Source organism: Pseudomonas sp. UBA6315 (genome assembly GCF_002438125.1).
GTDB classification, from domain to species: domain Bacteria; phylum Pseudomonadota; class Gammaproteobacteria; order Pseudomonadales; family Pseudomonadaceae; genus Aquipseudomonas; species Aquipseudomonas faucium.
The window spans coordinates 74317-90952 of sequence record NZ_DJTF01000076.1; the positions used below are offsets into that span (position 1 = coordinate 74317).

Annotated in this window: 15 protein-coding genes and 1 pseudogene; 7 read left to right on the plus strand and 9 right to left on the minus strand. The window is 66.5% G+C overall.

Going from position 1 to position 16636, the window contains the following annotated elements; translation table 11 throughout:
- Nucleotides 1-28 precede the first annotated feature (28 nt).
- On the plus strand, nt 29-652 hold the full coding sequence (locus tag B3E94_RS09895; protein WP_286913323.1) for a LysE family translocator: 624 nt from the start codon (nt 29-31) through the stop codon (nt 650-652).
- On the opposite strand, the gene B3E94_RS09900 is transcribed toward B3E94_RS09895, so the two are convergent.
- The 9 genes from B3E94_RS09900 to B3E94_RS09940 all read right to left on the minus strand — a co-directional run bounded on the left by B3E94_RS09900 (nt 649) and on the right by B3E94_RS09940 (nt 10230).
- Nucleotides 649-2973 carry an autotransporter outer membrane beta-barrel domain-containing protein gene (locus tag B3E94_RS09900; protein ID WP_286913325.1) on the minus strand — a complete coding sequence of 775 codons (2325 nt, stop codon included), beginning with the start codon at nt 2971-2973 and terminating at the stop codon, nt 649-651. The genes B3E94_RS09895 and B3E94_RS09900 overlap by 4 nt on opposite strands.
- 137 nt (nt 2974-3110) lie before the next feature.
- Nucleotides 3111-3386 (minus strand): peptidylprolyl isomerase, encoded by a 276-nt coding sequence (locus tag B3E94_RS09905; RefSeq protein WP_008095636.1) that lies wholly within the window; start codon nt 3384-3386, stop codon nt 3111-3113.
- 84 nt (nt 3387-3470) lie between these two features.
- Nucleotides 3471-3950, minus strand: coding sequence for a serine protease inhibitor ecotin (gene eco / locus B3E94_RS09910; RefSeq protein ID WP_176512075.1), 480 nt, complete (start codon nt 3948-3950; stop codon nt 3471-3473).
- 55 nt (nt 3951-4005) lie between these two features.
- Nucleotides 4006-4776 (minus strand): 3-hydroxybutyrate dehydrogenase, encoded by a 771-nt coding sequence (hbdH, locus tag B3E94_RS09915; RefSeq protein ID WP_286913327.1) that lies wholly within the window; start codon nt 4774-4776, stop codon nt 4006-4008.
- A 17-nt stretch (nt 4777-4793) separates the two neighbouring features.
- On the minus strand, nt 4794-5810 hold the full coding sequence (locus tag B3E94_RS09920; protein ID WP_286913329.1) for an ABC transporter permease: 1017 nt from the start codon (nt 5808-5810) through the stop codon (nt 4794-4796).
- Nucleotides 5810-6868 (minus strand): microcin C ABC transporter permease YejB, encoded by a 1059-nt coding sequence (locus B3E94_RS09925; RefSeq protein ID WP_176512078.1) that lies wholly within the window; start codon nt 6866-6868, stop codon nt 5810-5812. Before B3E94_RS09925 ends, B3E94_RS09920 begins: the two co-directional genes overlap by 1 nt.
- Nucleotides 6865-8790, minus strand: coding sequence for an extracellular solute-binding protein (locus tag B3E94_RS09930; RefSeq protein WP_286913331.1), 1926 nt, complete (start codon nt 8788-8790; stop codon nt 6865-6867). The genes B3E94_RS09925 and B3E94_RS09930 overlap by 4 nt, the downstream gene beginning before the upstream one ends.
- Nucleotides 8791-8806: 16 nt before the next feature.
- A complete protein-coding gene (locus tag B3E94_RS09935) occupies nt 8807-9088 on the minus strand; it encodes a peptidylprolyl isomerase (RefSeq protein WP_039602126.1) in 282 nt (93 codons plus the stop codon).
- An 80-nt stretch (nt 9089-9168) separates the two neighbouring features.
- Nucleotides 9169-10230, minus strand: coding sequence for a 3-deoxy-7-phosphoheptulonate synthase (locus B3E94_RS09940; protein WP_286913335.1), 1062 nt, complete (start codon nt 10228-10230; stop codon nt 9169-9171).
- A gap of 644 nt (nt 10231-10874) precedes the next feature.
- On the opposite strand from B3E94_RS09940, the gene benA reads away from it, so the two are divergent.
- The 6 genes and pseudogenes from benA to B3E94_RS09970 form a co-directional block, all read left to right on the plus strand.
- The gene (gene benA / locus B3E94_RS09945; RefSeq protein ID WP_286913337.1) at nt 10875-12233 is read left to right on the plus strand and encodes a benzoate 1,2-dioxygenase large subunit; all 1359 of its coding nucleotides are present in this window, start codon (nt 10875-10877) and stop codon (nt 12231-12233) included.
- Nucleotides 12230-12715, plus strand: coding sequence for a benzoate 1,2-dioxygenase small subunit (gene benB / locus B3E94_RS09950; RefSeq protein ID WP_286913338.1), 486 nt, complete (start codon nt 12230-12232; stop codon nt 12713-12715). Before benA ends, benB begins: the two co-directional genes overlap by 4 nt.
- A gap of 72 nt (nt 12716-12787) precedes the next feature.
- Nucleotides 12788-13798 (plus strand): benzoate 1,2-dioxygenase electron transfer component BenC, encoded by a 1011-nt coding sequence (benC, locus tag B3E94_RS09955; RefSeq protein WP_286913339.1) that lies wholly within the window; start codon nt 12788-12790, stop codon nt 13796-13798.
- A 151-nt stretch (nt 13799-13949) separates the two neighbouring features.
- On the plus strand, nt 13950-14711 hold the full coding sequence (locus B3E94_RS09960) for a 1,6-dihydroxycyclohexa-2,4-diene-1-carboxylate dehydrogenase (protein WP_286913340.1): 762 nt from the start codon (nt 13950-13952) through the stop codon (nt 14709-14711).
- 53 nt (nt 14712-14764) lie between these two features.
- The gene (locus B3E94_RS09965; RefSeq protein WP_286913341.1) at nt 14765-16108 is read left to right on the plus strand and encodes an MFS transporter; all 1344 of its coding nucleotides are present in this window, start codon (nt 14765-14767) and stop codon (nt 16106-16108) included.
- Between the two features lie 29 nt (nt 16109-16137).
- Nucleotides 16138-16636: pseudogene (locus B3E94_RS09970) on the plus strand (muconate cycloisomerase); the annotation flags it as partial.

Sequence of the window (16636 nt, forward strand, 5' to 3'; positions counted from 1 at the left end):
ATAGCGGCCTGACAACAAGGACTATCCAATGGAACTGTCGAGCCTGCTGCTATTCATCCCTGCCTGCTTCGCCTTGAACATGGCGCCGGGGCCGAACAACCTGCTGTCGCTGCACAACGCCAGCCGCTATGGCCTGCGCACGGCCTGTGTGGCCGGTGGCGGGCGCATCATCGCCTTCAGCGGCATGATCGCCCTGGCGGCGATGGGCCTGGCCGTGGTGCTGCACACCAGCGAGTACCTGTTCCTGATAATCAAGGTGGTCGGCGCGGCCTACCTGTTCTACATCGCCTGGCAACTGTGGCGGGCCCCGGTGGGCGAGGCCGTGGTGGCCAGCGATCATCCGCGCGGCACCTGGCGCCTGGCGCGCCAGGAGTTCTGGGTGGCGGCCGGCAACCCGAAGGCGATCCTGATCTTCACCGCCTTTTTGCCGCAGTTCGTTTCGGTCGGCAGCGCCACGCCGGTCAGCGAGCAGTTCCTCTGGCTGGGTGTGCTGTTCCTGCTGCTGGAATGGGCGGCGATCGCCATCTATGCCGGGCTGGGCGCGTACCTGCAGCGCTGGTTCAACCAGCCCGGGCCGCGCCGGCTGTTCAACCGGGTCAGCGCCTCGTTGCTCGGTTGCGCCGGCCTCGGGCTGCTGGCGGCGCGCCGCTAGAACTGCCAGCGCACGCCCAGGTTGACGCCGCTGGCCTCCTGCTGGCGGCTGTCGAGGTTGCTGCTGTACTGCACGCCGCCGTGCAGGCTCAGCGCCGGGTTCAACTGGGCGACCAGGCCGGCTTCGAGCTGCGCCGAGGTGTAGCGGTAGTCGGTCTTGATCTTGTCCACCCCATCGAAGGTCAGCGTGTCGCGGCCACCGTCGCCGTGCCACAGGTTGAGCTGGGCGTAAGGCTGCAGCAATCGCGCAGCGCTGCTGCTGAAGGTGCCTTCCAGGCGCAGCCCCAGGCGGCCGGTCAGCTCGACCTGGGCGTCTTGGCTGATGTGCGAAACACTGTCGCTGGCGCTGTCCAGCGAGACCTTCTGCGCGATCAGCTGGGCCTGCGGCTCCAGGCTCCAGCGCTCGCTCAGGCTGATCGGGTAGCCAGACTCCAGCGAGGCGGTCCAGGCTTGGCCGTCGATGTTCAGCTTGTCGCCCCGGTCGGAGCGTGCGCGGCCATCCAGGCGGGTGTATTGCAGCACCGCATCGAGGTACCCGCGTTGCGGCCCGACCAGGGTCCAGTAGCCGCCAACGCTGTCACCGTCGAGGCGCAGGTCACCGACGCTGCGGTGTTGCTCGGCCAGGGCGAAGCCTTTGACGTCGCCGTCCAGGCGGCCATGGCCGACATACAGGCCGACCTGCTGGCGATAACCGTCATCGTCGACGTTGGCGTACAGGTCCTGGCCGACCTTGAAACCGTACAGGTCGCCGTCCAGGCTCGGGCTGACCGTGCCACTCCATTGCTGACGCAAGTTGCCGCCATAGGCCTGGCCCCAACTGGCCGGCACGGCGCCCTGGCCACCGAGTAGCTGCTGATCGCCCTGGCGCTGGTGGAAGGTGCCCAGCGCCTGGCGGGCGATGATCGCGGCGCCGCGTGGCGCGGCGGCGTAAACCGCTACTTCCGGGCGGTACAGGGGCACGCTGGTGCCGGCCACGGCCGTTGGCAGTTCGGGCTGACCTGGCGCGGGGGCGGCCACGGGCGGCGTGGCCGCCGGTTCCTCGGCCGGCGTTTCGGGGGTTTCGGGCGGGGTGCCAGGCGCTTGCTCTGCCGGGGCCGGGGGCGCCACCAGGGTGGAGCGCAGGTACCAGCTGTTTTCCGAGCCGGCGGTGATGCCACCCTTGAACAGCCGATAGTCGTAGGCCCCGGCCGACAGCGTCTGGGTTTGCACGAACGCGCTGTTGCTGCTGGTGGCGCCGTCCCGCGCCTCGACCACCTGGATGCCGTTCTGCGACGTGGCAGCCCCGGCACCGCCCACGTTGTTGACCAGCAAGCGCGTGCTGCCGCCGATGCTGCCCTGGCTGACCACCAGCCGGTCGGATGGCGCACCGTCACCGGCCAGTACGCTGTTCACCCGCAAGGTACCGTCGTTGCCCTGGTAGTCGCCGTTGATCGTGAGGCGGCCTTGGGCATCATTGGCGCTGCCCAGGTCCAGGGTGCCGGCGTTGACCAGCACCGCACGCTGGCCCTGGCCGAACGCTGTGACCGTGCCCTGGCGAGACACCAAGGTGCTGCTGGCATCGAGGTTCAAGGTGCCGCTGCCGCTGTTGGCATCGCCCAGCACAAAGCGGTCATCCAGGCTGAGGCGGCTGTTGTCGCCGACGTGGACGGTTTCCCAGTTGGGATAGAGGGCGCCGCCGCCGATGGCGCTGTTGGCAAAGCTCAGCGTGTCGTTGCCATCGCCGCCGTCGAGGGGAACGCTACTGCCATCGAGGTTGCGGATGTTCGCCTGGTCATCCCCCAGGCCCATGTCGACGCGCCCGCCGATAGTGCCGCCCGACCAGTTGAAAAGGTCATTCCCGGCACTGGCCAGCACGTTGCCGCCCAGGCTGCCACCGCTGAGGGTGATGCTGTCCGCGCCGCCGCTGGTGCTGATGTTGCCGCCGATGGCGCCGCCCCGCAGGATGATCGTGTCGTTGCCGAAGCCGCTGACCAGGTTGCCATCGATGAGGGTGGGCTCGGCCGTGTCCTGGGACATTTCGAAGTAGTTGTCGGCAAGCTTCAGATCGACCCGGCCAATGCGCCCGCCGCTGAAGATGGCCCGGTCGCCGTCCTCGAAGGCGCCGATGATGCGCCCGCCGGACATGCTGAAGGTGTCGTAGCCCAGCCCCTGGTTGAGCGACTGGACCGTGCCACCGGTCATGTTGAAGTCGTCGATGGCCGGGGTCTGTGCCACGGCGCCAAGGTTGTCGCCGGCCGCTACCCGCAGGTCTTCGGCATGCGCCAGTAGCGGCAGGGTGAGCAAGGGCAGTGCGGCAGGTGCAAGCAGGCGGGCATAACGCATCGGCAGGTCTCCATGGCCATGGGGATGGACCACTGTCTGGAAGCGTGCCGTGCGCGGGCAGGTTCCGGCCCTGCCTGAGTTGTAGGGGTATGACGGGGTAAGCGCAACTGACAAAAATGCCAGGCGGCGATGGGCTATCAGTCGCGGTAGAAGGTCTGTACCAGGTGGTAGCCGAACTTGGACTTGATCGGGCCGTGCACCACGCGCAAGGGCTTCTTGAAGATCACCTGGTCGATGGCGCCCACCAGTTGCCCCGGCCGAACCTCGCCCAGATCACCCCCGCGCTTGCCCGACGGGCACGTGGAGAACTTCTTGGCCAGCACGTCGAAGGCCTCGCCGTTGGCGATGCGCTGCTTGAGCTTTTCGGCTTCGTCAGCGGTCTTGACCAGGATGTGGCGGGCTTGAGCTTTCATGGGACACCTGTGCTTCGGGGCAAAAAAAAGGCCGCCATTATGCCTGATCGCGCGGGCTGCGCGTTGGCACGATGGCGGCCGATCTTACTCTACCTTGGCCTTTTGCACGTCTTCGGAGGCCGACCACACGCGGTAGCGCACCTCGACGCCTTGCGGCACGTAGACCACCACCGGCAGCTTGCTGTTGTAGCGCAGCATGAAGCCTTCACCGACCACCGGCACGAAGGCCTCGGTCTTCTTGCCGTCCGGGCAGGCCATCAAGGTCGTGGCCGGGCCACCGACCTTGTCCAGGCGGTAGTAGCTGTAGCCCCAGCCTTCGAGGGTGCGTTCTTCCAGGCTGCCGGCCAGGCGCTGGCGGTTGCAGTCGACCTGCAGGGTCTTGCCCGCCAGGATTTCCAGCTTGTGGGCCGACTCGTCGGGTTGTGCCGGCAGGTGAATCACCTGCCGGGTGTAGCCTTTTTCCGCCTCGGGGTAGGGCGCGACATCTTTCAGGCTGGCCGCCATCACCGGGGCAGCGGCCGCCAGGGCCAGGGCGAACATCGCGGACATGTGGGTTGGGCGCATAGGGCCTCCTTGCAGTTGAACAGGTGCAAGACCACCGCCAGGCCCAGGCTGCCCGTCACTGGGCCAACCAGCCGCCATCGACGTTCCAGGCGGCGCCGCGGACCTGGCTTGCGGCCTCGCTGCACAAGAATAGTACCAGCTCGCCCAGGTGCTCGGGGGTGACGAAGGCCAATGAAGGCTGCTTCTCGGCCAGCAGATCCGCCTCTGCTTGATGTGGGTCTATGCCCTTGGCGGCGCGCTCGTCGATCTGTTTCTGCACCAGCGGGGTCAGCACCCAACCTGGGCAGATGGCGTTGCAGGTGACGTTGCTGGTGGCGGTTTCCAGGCCCACCACCTTGGTCAGGCCGACCACCCCATGCTTGGCGGCCACGTAGGCGGCCTTGCCGGTGGAGCCCACCAGCCCGTGCACCGAGGCAATGTTGATGATCCGCCCCCAGTTGCGCGCACGCATGCCCGGCAGAACCAGGCGGGTGCCATGGAACACGGCCGACAGGTTCAGGGCGATGATCTTGTCCCAGCTCTCGACCGGGAACTGCTCGACCGGCGCCACATGCTGGATGCCGGCATTGTTGACGAGGATGTCGATGCCGCCGAACTCACGCTCGGCCATGGCGAACAGCGCCTCGATCTGCGCCACGTCGGACAGGTCGGCCGGATGATGCGCCACCTTCACCCCGTGCTTGGCAACCTCGGCCAACGCCGCCGAAGGGTCGCCGAAACCATTGAGCAGAATGTCCGCGCCGGCGCGCGCCAGGACCTGGGCAATACCCAGGCCGATGCCGCTGGTGGAGCCGGTAACCAGTGCAGTCTTGCCTTTGAGTGTCATGCAAACATCTCCTTGGACTAGCTTCGTGGGTCGAACGCCTCGCGCAGGGCGTCGCCGATGAACACCAGCAGCGACAGGATCACCGCCAGCGCAAAGAACGCGGTAAAGCCCAGCCACGGGGCCTCCAGGTGCTGCTTGCCCTGGGTCACCAGCTCGCCCAGCGACGCACTGCCGGCCGGCATGCCGAAGCCGAGGAAGTCCAGAGCGGTCAGGGTGGTGATGGCCCCGGTGAGCATGAAGGGCACATAGGTGAAGGTGGCATTCATCGCATTGGGCAGGATGTGGCGCAGTATCACCTGGCTGTCGGGCAGGCCCAGGGCGCGGGCGGCCTTGACGTATTCCAGGTTGCGCCCACGGAGGAACTCGGCGCGCACCACATCGACCAGGGTCAACCAGGAGAACAGCGCCATGATGCCCAGCAGCCACCAGAAATCCGGCTCGACGAAGCCGCTGAGGATGATCAGCAGGTACAGCACCGGCAACCCCGACCACACCTCCAGCAGGCGCTGCCCGAGCAGGTCGACCCAGCCGCCGTGGTAGCCCTGCAAGGCGCCGGCGGTCAGGCCGACCAGCACGCTGACCACGGTCAGGGCAAAGGCGAACAGCAGCGACACCCGGGTGCCATACAGCACCCGCGCCAGCACGTCGCGGCCCTGGTCGTCGGTGCCCAGCCAGTTGCTCGCGCTGGGCGGGCTGGGCGTGGGTACCTGCAGGTCGTAGTTGGGCGTGTCGGCGCTGAAGGGGATTGGCGCGAACAGCATCCAGCCGCCCTGGCCCTCGATCAGCTGGCGCACGTAGGCACTGCGGTAGTCCGGCTGAAACGGCAGCTGGCCACCGAACTGCTGTTCGCTGTAGCGCTTGAGCGCCGGCACGTACAGCTCGCCCTTGAAGCCCAGCAGCAGGGGCTTGTCGTTGGCCACCAGCTCCGCGCCCAGGCTCAGCAGCAACAGCGCGGCGAACAGCCACAACGACACCCAGCCGCGGCGGTTGCGGCGAAAGCGTTGCAGGCGGCGACGGGAAACCGGCGACAACATCAGTGCGCCCTCGCGTCGAAGTCGATGCGTGGGTCGAGCACGGTGAAGGCCAGGTCACCGATCAGGCGGAACAGCAGGCCTGCCAGGGTGAAGATGAACAGCGTGCCGAACACCACCGGGTAGTCGCGCGACACCGCCGCCTCGTAGCTCAGGCGGCCCAGGCCATCGAGCGAGAAGATCACCTCGATCAGCAGCGAGCCGGCGAAGAACACGGTGATCAGCGCCTGTGGCAAGCCGGCCAGCACCAGCAGCATGGCATTGCGCAGCACATGGCCATACAGCACCCGCCGCTCGCTCAGGCCCTTGGCCCGCGCGGTGACCACGTACTGGCGGGAAATCTCGTCGAGGAAGGCGTTCTTGGTCAGCAGGGTGAGGGTGGCGAAGCCGCCGATCACCAGCGCCCCGACAGGCAGCACCAGGTGCCAGAAATAGTCGGCGAGCTTGCCCAGCAGGCTCAGCTGGTCGAAGTCTTCGGACACCAGCCCGCGCACCGGGAACCAGTTCAGCGAGGTGCCGCCGGCGAACAGCACGATCAGCAGCAGGGCGAACAGGAACGAGGGCAGGGCATAGCCGACCACGATCAGCGCGCTGCTCCAGGCATCGAAGCGGCTGCCGTGGCGCACGGCCTTGCGGATGCCCAGCGGGATCGACACCAGATAGGTGATCAGCGTGGCCCAGAAGCCCAGCGACAGGGTCACCGGCAACTTGTCGAGGATCAGGTCGGTGACCTTGGCGCCGCGAAAGAAACTCTGGCCGAAATCCAGCCGCGCATACTGGCCGAGCATCAGCCACAGGCGCTCGCTGGCGGTCTTGTCGAAGCCGTACTGGCGCTTGATCTCGTCGATCAGCTTCGGGTCCAGGCCCCGGGTGGCGCGGGATTCGCCGTGCACCACCTCGGCGCGGGCGCCCGGGGCTGCGCCGCCGAGCCCCTGCAGGCGCGCCACCGCCTGCTCCACCGGGCCGCCGGGTGCGGCCTGGACGATGGCGAAATTGACCAGCAGGATCGCCAGCAAAGTGGGGATGATCAGCAGCAGGCGGCGCAGGATGTAGGCGGTCATGGCTTAGCCTTCTGGCGCTCGGCCATTTGCGCGTTGGTCAGCGCCTCAGGGCTGATTTCCCACCAGCTGTCGAGCCCTTCGTCGTAAGCGGCCTGCACCTTGGGCAGGCCGAAGCGGTTCCACCACACGGTCGAGCTGCCGGGCGGGTAGTAGTTGGGCACCCAGTAGTAGTTCCATTGCAGCACCCGGTCCAGGGCATGGGCGTGGCGCAACATGTCGGCCTGGGTGCTGGCCCGCACCAGGCCATCGACCAGGCGGTCCACGGCCGGGTCCTGCAGCACCATCAGGTTGTTCGAGCCTGGGTCATGGGCGGCGGCGGAGCCGAAGTAGTTGTACATTTCCGCACCGGGCGACAGGGTCACCGGGTAGCCGGTGACGATCATGTCGTAATCGCGGGCCATTACCCGGTTGATGTACTGGGCCGAGTCGACGTTGCGGATGTTCAGGCTGATGCCGATTTGCGCCAGGTTGCGCTTCCACGGCAGCAGCAGGCGCTCGACGCCGGCCTGGCCATTGAGGAAGGTGAACGCCAGTGGCTGGCCCTGGGCATTGACCAGGCGGTCGCCGTCCGGGTGCCAGCCCGCCTCCTGCAGCAGGGCCAGGGCCTGCAGCTGTTGCGCGCGGATGATGCCGGAGCCGTCGGTCACCGGGGCGCTGAACACCTGGTCGAACACTTCGTCGGGCACCTGGCCGCGCAGCGGTTCGAGCAGTTTCAGCTCTTCGTCGTCTGGCAGCGCGCGGGCCGCCAGCGGCGTGTTGGAGAACACGCTCTGCTGGCGGATGTACAGGTTGCGCATCATCTGCCGGTTGCTCCACTCGAAGTCCCAGAGCATGGCCAGCGCCTGGCGCACCCGGCGGTCCTTGAACTGTGGCTGGTCGAGGTTGAACACGAAGCCCTGGGCGGTCTGCGGCTTGGCCGGGCCCAGGTGGGCGCGCTGCAGGCGCCCGTCGTCGAGCTGCGCGCCGTTGTAGCCAAGGGTGTAGGCGGTGGCGGAGAACTCGCGGTTGTAGTCGTAGCCGCCGCCCTTGAGCACCTGGCGGGCCACTTCAGTGTCGCCGAAGTACTCGATGCGGATGTGCTCGAAGTTGAAGCGGCCGCGGCTGGCCGGCAGGTCCCTGGCCCACCAGGCCGGGTCGCGCTCGAAGGTGATGCTGCGGCCGTTGTCGATGCGCCCGATACGGTAGGGGCCACTGCCCACCGGTTTGCTGAAGCCGGCGCCGTTGGCGAAGTCGCGCGTGGCCCAGTCGTGTTCGGGCAGCACCGGCAGGCTTGCCAGGTCCAGGGCCAAAGTGCGGCCATGGGGTTGGCGCAGGTCGAAGCGCACGTGGCGGCTGTCCTCCACGGCCACCCCGGCGACATCGGCGAACTGGGTGCGGTACTTGAGGCTGCCCTGGGCCATCAGCTTATCGAAGGTGAAGCGCACGTCTTCGGCGCGCACCGGCTTGCCATCGGCGAAGGTCGCCCGCGGGTCGACCTCGAAGCGCAGCCAGGCATCTTGCGGGCCGCGTTCCATGCGCCGGGCGATCAGGCCGTAGACGGTGTAGGGCTCATCGAACGAACGCACGGCCAGCGGCGCGTACAGCCAGCCATCCACCTCGCTGACGCCGGTGCCTTTGTCGATGAACGGCAGAATATGGTCGAACTGGCCAATCTCGATGGCCGAGCGGCGCAGCAGGCCGCCCTTGGGGGCATCGGGGTTGACGTAGTCGAAGTGGCGGAAGTTTTCGCTGTAGCGGGGCGCTTCACCGTAGACGGTGAGGGCGTGGGTGGGGGCGCCGTTGGCGGCGAAGCTTGCGCACAACAGCGCGATGCACGCCAGCCTGACGGCCCTATCGCCGGCAAGCCGGCTCCCACAGGTCAGGTGCAGGCCTTGAGCACCGCGCGCTTTGTGTGGGAGCCGGCTTGCCGGCGATGGGGCCATCGGCGCTGTCAGCCGATCAGTCCTGACGGCTGGTCACTTCCAGCAGGTGGTAGCCGAACTGGGTCTTCACCGGGCCTTGCACGGTGTTGATCGGCGCGCTGAAGACCACGGTGTCGAACTCCTTGACCATCTGGCCCGGGCCGAACGAGCCCAGGTCACCGCCTTGGCGGCTGGACGGGCAGGTGGAGTTGGCCTTGGCGATTTCGGCGAAGTCGGCACCGGCTTCGATCTGGGCCTTGAGTTCGTTGCACTTGTCTTCAGAGCTGACGAGGATGTGGCGGGCAGTGGCGCGTGCCATGGGGTACTACTCCTTGGGTGAAAAGGCCAAGCCTAGCGCACTTGCTCGGGAAATGTCTCGCTAGGCTTGCCGCGTATTTCCTACAGGCGGGCGGCTGCATCGCGCAGCATGGCCTCGGTCGCCGTCCAGCCCAGGCAACCGTCGGTGATCGACACGCCGTACTTCAGCGGGCCCTTGCCCAGTGCCTGGCAGCCATCGAACAGGTGGCCTTCGAGCATCACCCCGACAATCGAGCGGTCGCCGGCCAGGCGCTGGGCCAGCACGTCCTCGAACACCGCCGGTTGGCGCGCCGGGTCCTTGCCGCTGTTGGCGTGGCTGCAGTCGACCATGATCCGCGCCTGCAAACCGGCCTTGGCCAGCCCTTGGCGGGCCTGGGCAAGGCTGTTGGCATCGTAGTTCGGGCCTTTGTGGCCGCCGCGCAGCACCAGGTGAGTGTCCGGGTTGCCCAGGCTTTCGATGATGGCCGGGTAGCCCTGGGCATCCATGCCGAAGTGGCGGTGCGGTGCGGCGGCGCTGCGCATGGCGTCGCAGGCGATGGCCACGCCGCCGTCGGTGCCGTTCTTGAAACCGACCGGAAGCTGCAGGCCGCTGACCATTTCCCGGTGGATCTGCGATTCGGTGGTGCGCGCGCCAATCGCGGCCCAGCCCAGCAGGTCATCGAAGTAGCCGGCAGCCATCGGCTGCAGCAGCTCGGTGGCAATCGGCAGGCCGCGTTCGAGCATGTTCAGCATCAAACCGCGAGACAGGGCGATGCCGGCATGCATGTCGTCGCTGCCATCGAGGTGCGGGTCGTAGGCCAGGCCTTTCCAGCCCACCGTGGTGCGTGGTTTTTCCACGTAGGCGCGCATCACCAGCAGCAGCTTGTCGCCGACTTCGCGGCTCAAGGCTGCCAGGCGGTCGGCGTATTCCAGGGCCGAGCGGGGGTCGTGGATCGAGCACGGGCCGACGATCACCAACAGGCGCGGGTCGCGGCCTTCGAGGACGGCGCGGATGGCCTGGCGCTGGCTGTGGACTTGCTGGGCGAGTTCGCCCGAGAGCGGCATCTGCTGCTTGAGCAGGTGCGGGCTGGGCAGGCGCTGGCTGACGGTGGTGTTGGCAGCCTGCGGTTGGGTCAGGGGCAGAGCGAGGTTCGAAGCGTGCATGGCGTAGGTTCCCTGGGCGGACGGCGGGTTCTGGCCCGCGTGGTCGGCCCTATCGAGGTGTTCGACTAGTCGTTGATTGATTGTCTGCAGCATTGCCACCGGAGATGGACCGATCGGAGGCGGCAGGCTGGCCCGAACGGGATTGGCTAAATCGCCAGGCGTAGGTGCTTGCGTAGTAATAAGTGGCGTAGTTCATGAATCTGTCCTCAAGATGAATCGGTAATTTTTCAAAGGCCTGAAAAGCAAAACCCCCGGTCGGGGAGCCGACCGGGGGTTGAGTATTCTCATGTTCGGCGGCCCCTCGAAGGTGGGCGCCGTGTGAGTATCGGCGCCTAGTGGCTAAACCAATACCCAAAATAGAAGCCGACAGCAGCCTTGCAGCCAGCAACGGCCAGCACAGGGCGCAGGCTGCGGCCGGTGTGGTTGGCGTGGTTGCGGGTGTGTTTCGGCATGTTGCTCTCCAGTGAATGAGCCCGAGCTTACTGCAGGTAGTGCGCCGCGTTCAATGGAAAATTGCTATGGCGCCGATCATTTGTGCCTTGGCCTGCAGAAAACGGATAGCACTGTGCAGCCATTGGATATTGCCGCCAGGCCCTGCGCCCTAACCTGAGCCGGTCTGAACAATAACAATGGAGACCCTGGCCATGCCCCTGGGATTCGACTACCTCAATGCCATGCTCGAGGACGACCGTGAACAGGGCATCTACCGCTGCAAGCGCGAGATGTTCACCGACCCACGCCTGTTCGACCTGGAGATGAAGCACATCTTCGAGGGCAACTGGATCTACCTGGCCCACGAAAGCCAGATCCCCGAGAACAACGACTTCCTCACCCTGACCATGGGGCGCCAGCCGATCTTCATCGCGCGCAACAAGGACGGTGAGCTCAATGCCTTCCTCAATGCCTGCAGCCACCGCGGCGCCATGCTCTGCCGGCACAAGCGCGGCAACCGTGCCAGCTACACCTGCCCATTCCATGGCTGGACCTTCAACAACAGCGGCAAGCTGCTCAAGGTCAAGGACCCAAGCAACGCCGGCTACCCCGAAAGCTTCAACTGCGACGGCTCCCACGACCTGACCAAGGTGGCCCGTTTCGAGTCGTACCGGGGCTTTCTGTTCGGCAGCCTGAACGCCGACGTCAAACCCCTGGTCGAGCACCTGGGCGAGTCGGCGAAGATCATCGACATGATCGTCGACCAGTCCCCTGAAGGCCTGGAAGTGCTGCGCGGCGCCAGTTCGTACATCTACGAAGGCAACTGGAAGCTCACCGCCGAGAACGGTGCCGACGGCTACCACGTCAGCTCCGTGCACTGGAACTACGCCGCCACCCAGAACCAGCGCAAGCAGCGCGAGGCGGGCGACGAGATCAAGACCATGAGCGCCGGCGCCTGGGCCAAGCAGGGCGGCGGCTTCTACTCCTTCGACCACGGCCACCTGCTGCTCTGGACCCGCTGGGCCAACCCCGAGGACCGCCCCGCCTACGAGCGCCGCGACCAGCTCGCCGCCGATTTCGGCCAGGCCCGCGCCGACTGGATGATCGAGAACTCGCGCAATCTGTGCCTGTACCCCAACGTCTACCTGATGGACCAGTTCAGCTCGCAGATCCGCATCGCCCGGCCGATTTCGGTGAACAAGACCGAAATCACCATCTACTGCATCGCCCCCAGGGGCGAGAGCGCCGATGCCCGCGCCAAACGCATCCGCCAGTACGAAGACTTCTTCAATGTCAGCGGCATGGCCACCCCGGACGACCTGGAGGAGTTCCGCTCCTGCCAGACCGGCTATGGCGGCGGTACCGGCTGGAACGACATGTCTCGCGGTGCCCTGCACTGGGTCGAGGGCGCCGATGAAGCCGCGCAGGAGATCGAACTCAAGCCGCTGCTCTCGGGCGTGCGCACCGAGGACGAGGGCCTGTTCGTGCTGCAGCACAAGTACTGGCAGGACACCATGATCCAGGCGCTCAAGGACGAGCAGCGGCTGATCCCCGTGGAGGCCGTGCAATGAACCTGCATGACACCGTGCGCGACTTCCTCTACCGCGAAGCGCGCTACCTGGACGACGCCCAGTGGGACCAGTGGCTGGAGCTGTACGCCAGCGACGCCACGTTCTGGATGCCGGCGTGGGACGACGACGACCGCCTCACCCAGGACCCGCAAAGCGAGATCTCGCTGATCTGGTACGGCAACCGCGGCGGCCTCGAGGACCGCGTGTTCCGCATCAAGACCGAGCGCTCCAGCGCCACCGTGCCGGACACCCGCACCTCGCACAACATCAGCAACATCGAAATCGTCGAGCAGGGCGAGGGCCGCTGCCAGGTGCGCTTCAACTGGCACACCCTGAGCTTTCGCTACAAGACCACCGACAGCTACTTCGGCACCAGCTACTACAGCCTCGACCTGCGCGGCGAGCAGCCGCTGATCCTGGCCAAGAAGGTGGTGCTGAAAAACGACTACGTGCGCCAGGTCATCGACATCTACCACATCTGAATCCCAGGTAACGCGAGCCGCTCGGTGTGCCCCAAGGGCGCGCCGCGGCCAGCTTCGCCCGCGAGGTGCAACATGAGCTTCCAGATCGCGCTTAATTTCGAAGACGGGGTCACCCGCTTCATCGAGGCCAGCGGCCATGAAACCGTGGCCGACGCCGCCTACCGCCAAGGCATCAACATCCCCCTGGACTGCCGCGACGGCGCCTGCGGCACCTGCAAGTGCAAGGCCGAATCCGGGCGCTATGCGCTGGGCGACAACTTCATCGAAGACGCCCTGAGCGAGGAGGAAATCGCCGGCGGCTATGTGCTGACCTGCCAGATGCGCGCCGAAAGCGACTGCGTGCTGCGCATTCCGGCGTCCTCGCAGCTGTGCAAGACCGAACAGGCCAGTTTCGAGGCGGCCATCAGCGACGTGCGCCAACTGTCGGCCAGCACCATTGCCCTGTCGATCAAGGGCGAAGCCCTGAGCCGGCTGGCGTTCCTGCCGGGGCAGTACGTCAACCTCAAGGTGCCGGGCAGCGAGCAGAGCCGGGCCTATTCCTTCAGTTCGCTGCAGAAGGACGGCGAGGTCAGCTTCCTCATCCGCAACGTGCCTGGCGGGCTGATGAGCCGCTTTCTCACCAGCCTGGCCAAGGCCGGCGACAGCATGAGCCTGGCCGGGCCCCTGGGCAGCTTCTACCTGCGCCCGATCCAGCGCCCGCTGTTGCTGCTGGCCGGCGGCACGGGCCTGGCGCCGTTCACGGCGATGCTCGAGAAGATCGCCGAGCACGGCAGCGAGCACCCGCTGCACCTGATCTACGGGGTCACCAACGACTTCGACCTGGTCGAACTGGACCGCCTGCAGGCTCTGGCCGCGCGCATTCCCAACTTCACCTACAGCGCCTGCGTGGCCAACCCTGAAAGCGAGTACCCGCGCAAGGGTTACGTGACCCAGCACATCGAGCCGCGCCACCTCAATGGCGGCGATGTCGACGTGTACCTGTGCGGGCCACCGCCGATGGTCGAGGCGGTCAGCCAGTACATCCGCGAGCAGGGGATTACGCCGGCCAACTTCTACTACGAAAAGTTCGCCGCGGCGGCTTGAGCAGGCGAGGGCTGCGCCCTCGATCGCCGGCAAGCCGGCTCCCACATTCAATTGCCAAGCCTGAACAACCTGTGGGAGCCGGCTTGCCGGCGATGAGGCCAGTACAGGCAACCCAAGGTTCAAGCCTGCAATCAGGCTAAGGAAGCGACAGATGAACAACAGATTCCAAGGCAAGGTCGCCCTGGTCACCGGCGCCGCCCAGGGCATCGGCCGTGGCGTGTGCTGGCGGCTCAAGGCCGAAGGCGCGCAAGTGGTCGCCGTGGACCGTTCCGAACTGGTCCACGAACTGGCCGGGGAGGGCATGCTGACCCTCACCGCCGACCTCGAACAACACAGCGACTGCGCCCAGGTCATGGCCACCGCGGTGCAAACCTTCGGCCGCCTCGACATCCTGGTCAACAACGTCGGCGGCACCATTTGGGCCAAGCCATTCGAGCACTACGAAGTCGAGCAGATCGAAGCCGAAGTGCGTCGCTCGCTGTTCCCCACCCTGTGGTGCTGCCACGCGGCGCTGCCCTACATGCTCGAGCGCGGCAGTGGCGCCATCGTCAACGTCTCGTCCATCGCCACCCGCAGCGTCAACCGCGTGCCCTACGGCGCGGCCAAGGGTGGCGTCAACGCGCTCACCGCCTGCCTTGCCTTCGAAACCGCCGGGCGCGGCATCCGCGTCAACGCCACCGCCCCCGGCGGCACCGAGGCGCCGCCGCGGCGGGTGCCGCGCAACGCCGCCGAGCAGAGCGAACAGGACAAGGTCTGGTACCAGCAGATCGTCGACCAGACCCTGGCCAGCAGCCTGATGCACCGCTACGGCAGCATCGACGAACAGGTCGGCGCAATCCTCTTCCTGGCCTCCGACGACGCCTCCTACATCACCGGCGTAACCCTGCCGGTAGGGGGCGGCGACCTCGGCTGAACGCCCCCCAGGCACGCTTTTACTCCACAAAAACAACAACAGAGACCGATGCCATGCGAACACTCGACGTGCACCCGATCATCGACAATGCCCGCTTCAGCCCCTTCCACTGGATGGTCATGGCCTGGTGCGGCCTGCTGCTGATCTTCGACGGCTATGACCTGTTCATCTACGGCGTGGTCCTGCCGGTGATCATGAAAGAATGGGGCCTGACCCCGCTGCAAGCCGGTGCCCTGGGCAGCTATGCGCTGTTCGGCATGATGTTCGGCGCCCTGGCCTTCGGCAGCCTGGCCGACCGCATCGGGCGCAAGAAAGGCATCGCCATCTGTTTCGCCCTGTTCTCCGGGGCCACCATCCTCAACGGCTTCGCCAGCAGCCCCAGCGAGTTCGGCATCTACCGCTTCATCGCAGGCCTGGGCTGCGGCGGCCTGATGCCCAACGCCGTGGCGCTGATGAACGAATACGCGCCCAAGCGCCTGCGCAGCACACTGGTGGCGATCATGTTCAGCGGCTACTCGCTGGGCGGCATGCTCTCGGCCGGGGTGGGCATCTTCATGCTGCCGCGCTTTGGCTGGGAGTCGATGTTCTTCGCCGCCGCCATCCCGCTGCTGCTGTTGCCGGTGATTCTTTACTACCTGCCCGAGTCGATCGGCTTCCTGGTGCGCCAGGGCCGCAGCGACGAGGCGCGCAAGCTGCTCAAGCGCCTGGACCCAAGCTGCGACATTCAGCCCGGCGACACCCTGCAGTTCACTGTGGGAGCGGGCTTGCCCCGCGACAGGGCCGGCAAGTTCAGCGCCGTTGTGGACTTGTTCCGCAACGGCCTGGCCACCCGCACCCTGGCCCTGTGGCTGGCGTTCTTCTGCTGCCTGCTGATGGTCTACGCCCTCAGCTCGTGGCTGCCGAAACTGATGGCCAACGCCGGCTACAGCCTGGGTTCGAGCCTGTCGTTCCTGCTTGCGCTGAACTTCGGCGGCATGGCCGGGGCGATCCTCGGCGGCTGGCTGGGTGACCGTTACAACCTGGTAAAGGTCAAGGTCGCGTTCTTCCTGGCGGCGGCGTTGTCGATCAGCCTGCTGGGCGTCAACAGCCCGATGCCGGTGCTGTACCTGCTGATCTTCATCGCCGGCGCCACCACCATCGGCACGCAGATCCTGCTGTATGCCGGCGCCGCCCAGCTCTATGGCCTGTCGGTACGTTCCACCGGCCTTGGCTGGGCCTCGGGCATCGGCCGCAATGGCGCCATCGTCGGCCCGCTGCTCGGCGGGGCGCTGATGGGCATCAACCTGCCGCTGCAACTCAACTTCATCGCCTTCGCCATCCCCGGCGCCATTGCCGCGCTGGCCATGGCCGTGCACCTGGCCAGCGGCCGACGCCAGGCCCTGGCGGCGACGGCCTGACCCTTACTGACTGAACTGGAGCCTATGGCATGACAAGCCCGACCCTCGAGCGTATCGACGCGATCATCGTCGACCTGCCGACCATCCGCCCGCACAAGCTGGCCATGCACACCATGCAGCAGCAGACCCTGGTGGTCCTGCGCGTCACATGCAGCGACGGCGTCGAAGGCCTCGGCGAGGCCACCACCATCGGCGGCCTGGCCTACGGCTACGAGAGCCCCGAGGGCATCAAGGCCAACATCGACGCGCACCTGGCCCCGGCGCTGATCGGCCTGCCGGCCGACAATATCAACGCCGCCATGCTCAAACTCGACAAGCTGGCCAAGGGCAACACCTTTGCCAAATCCGGCATCGAAAGCGCGCTGCTCGACGCCCAGGGCAAGCGCCTGGGCCTGCCGGTCAGCGAGCTGCTCGGCGGGCGCGTGCGCGACAGCCTGGAAGTGGCCTGGACCCTGGCCAGCGGCGACACCGCCCGCGACATCGCCGAGGCCGAGCACATGCTGGAAATCCGCCGCCACCGGCTGTTCA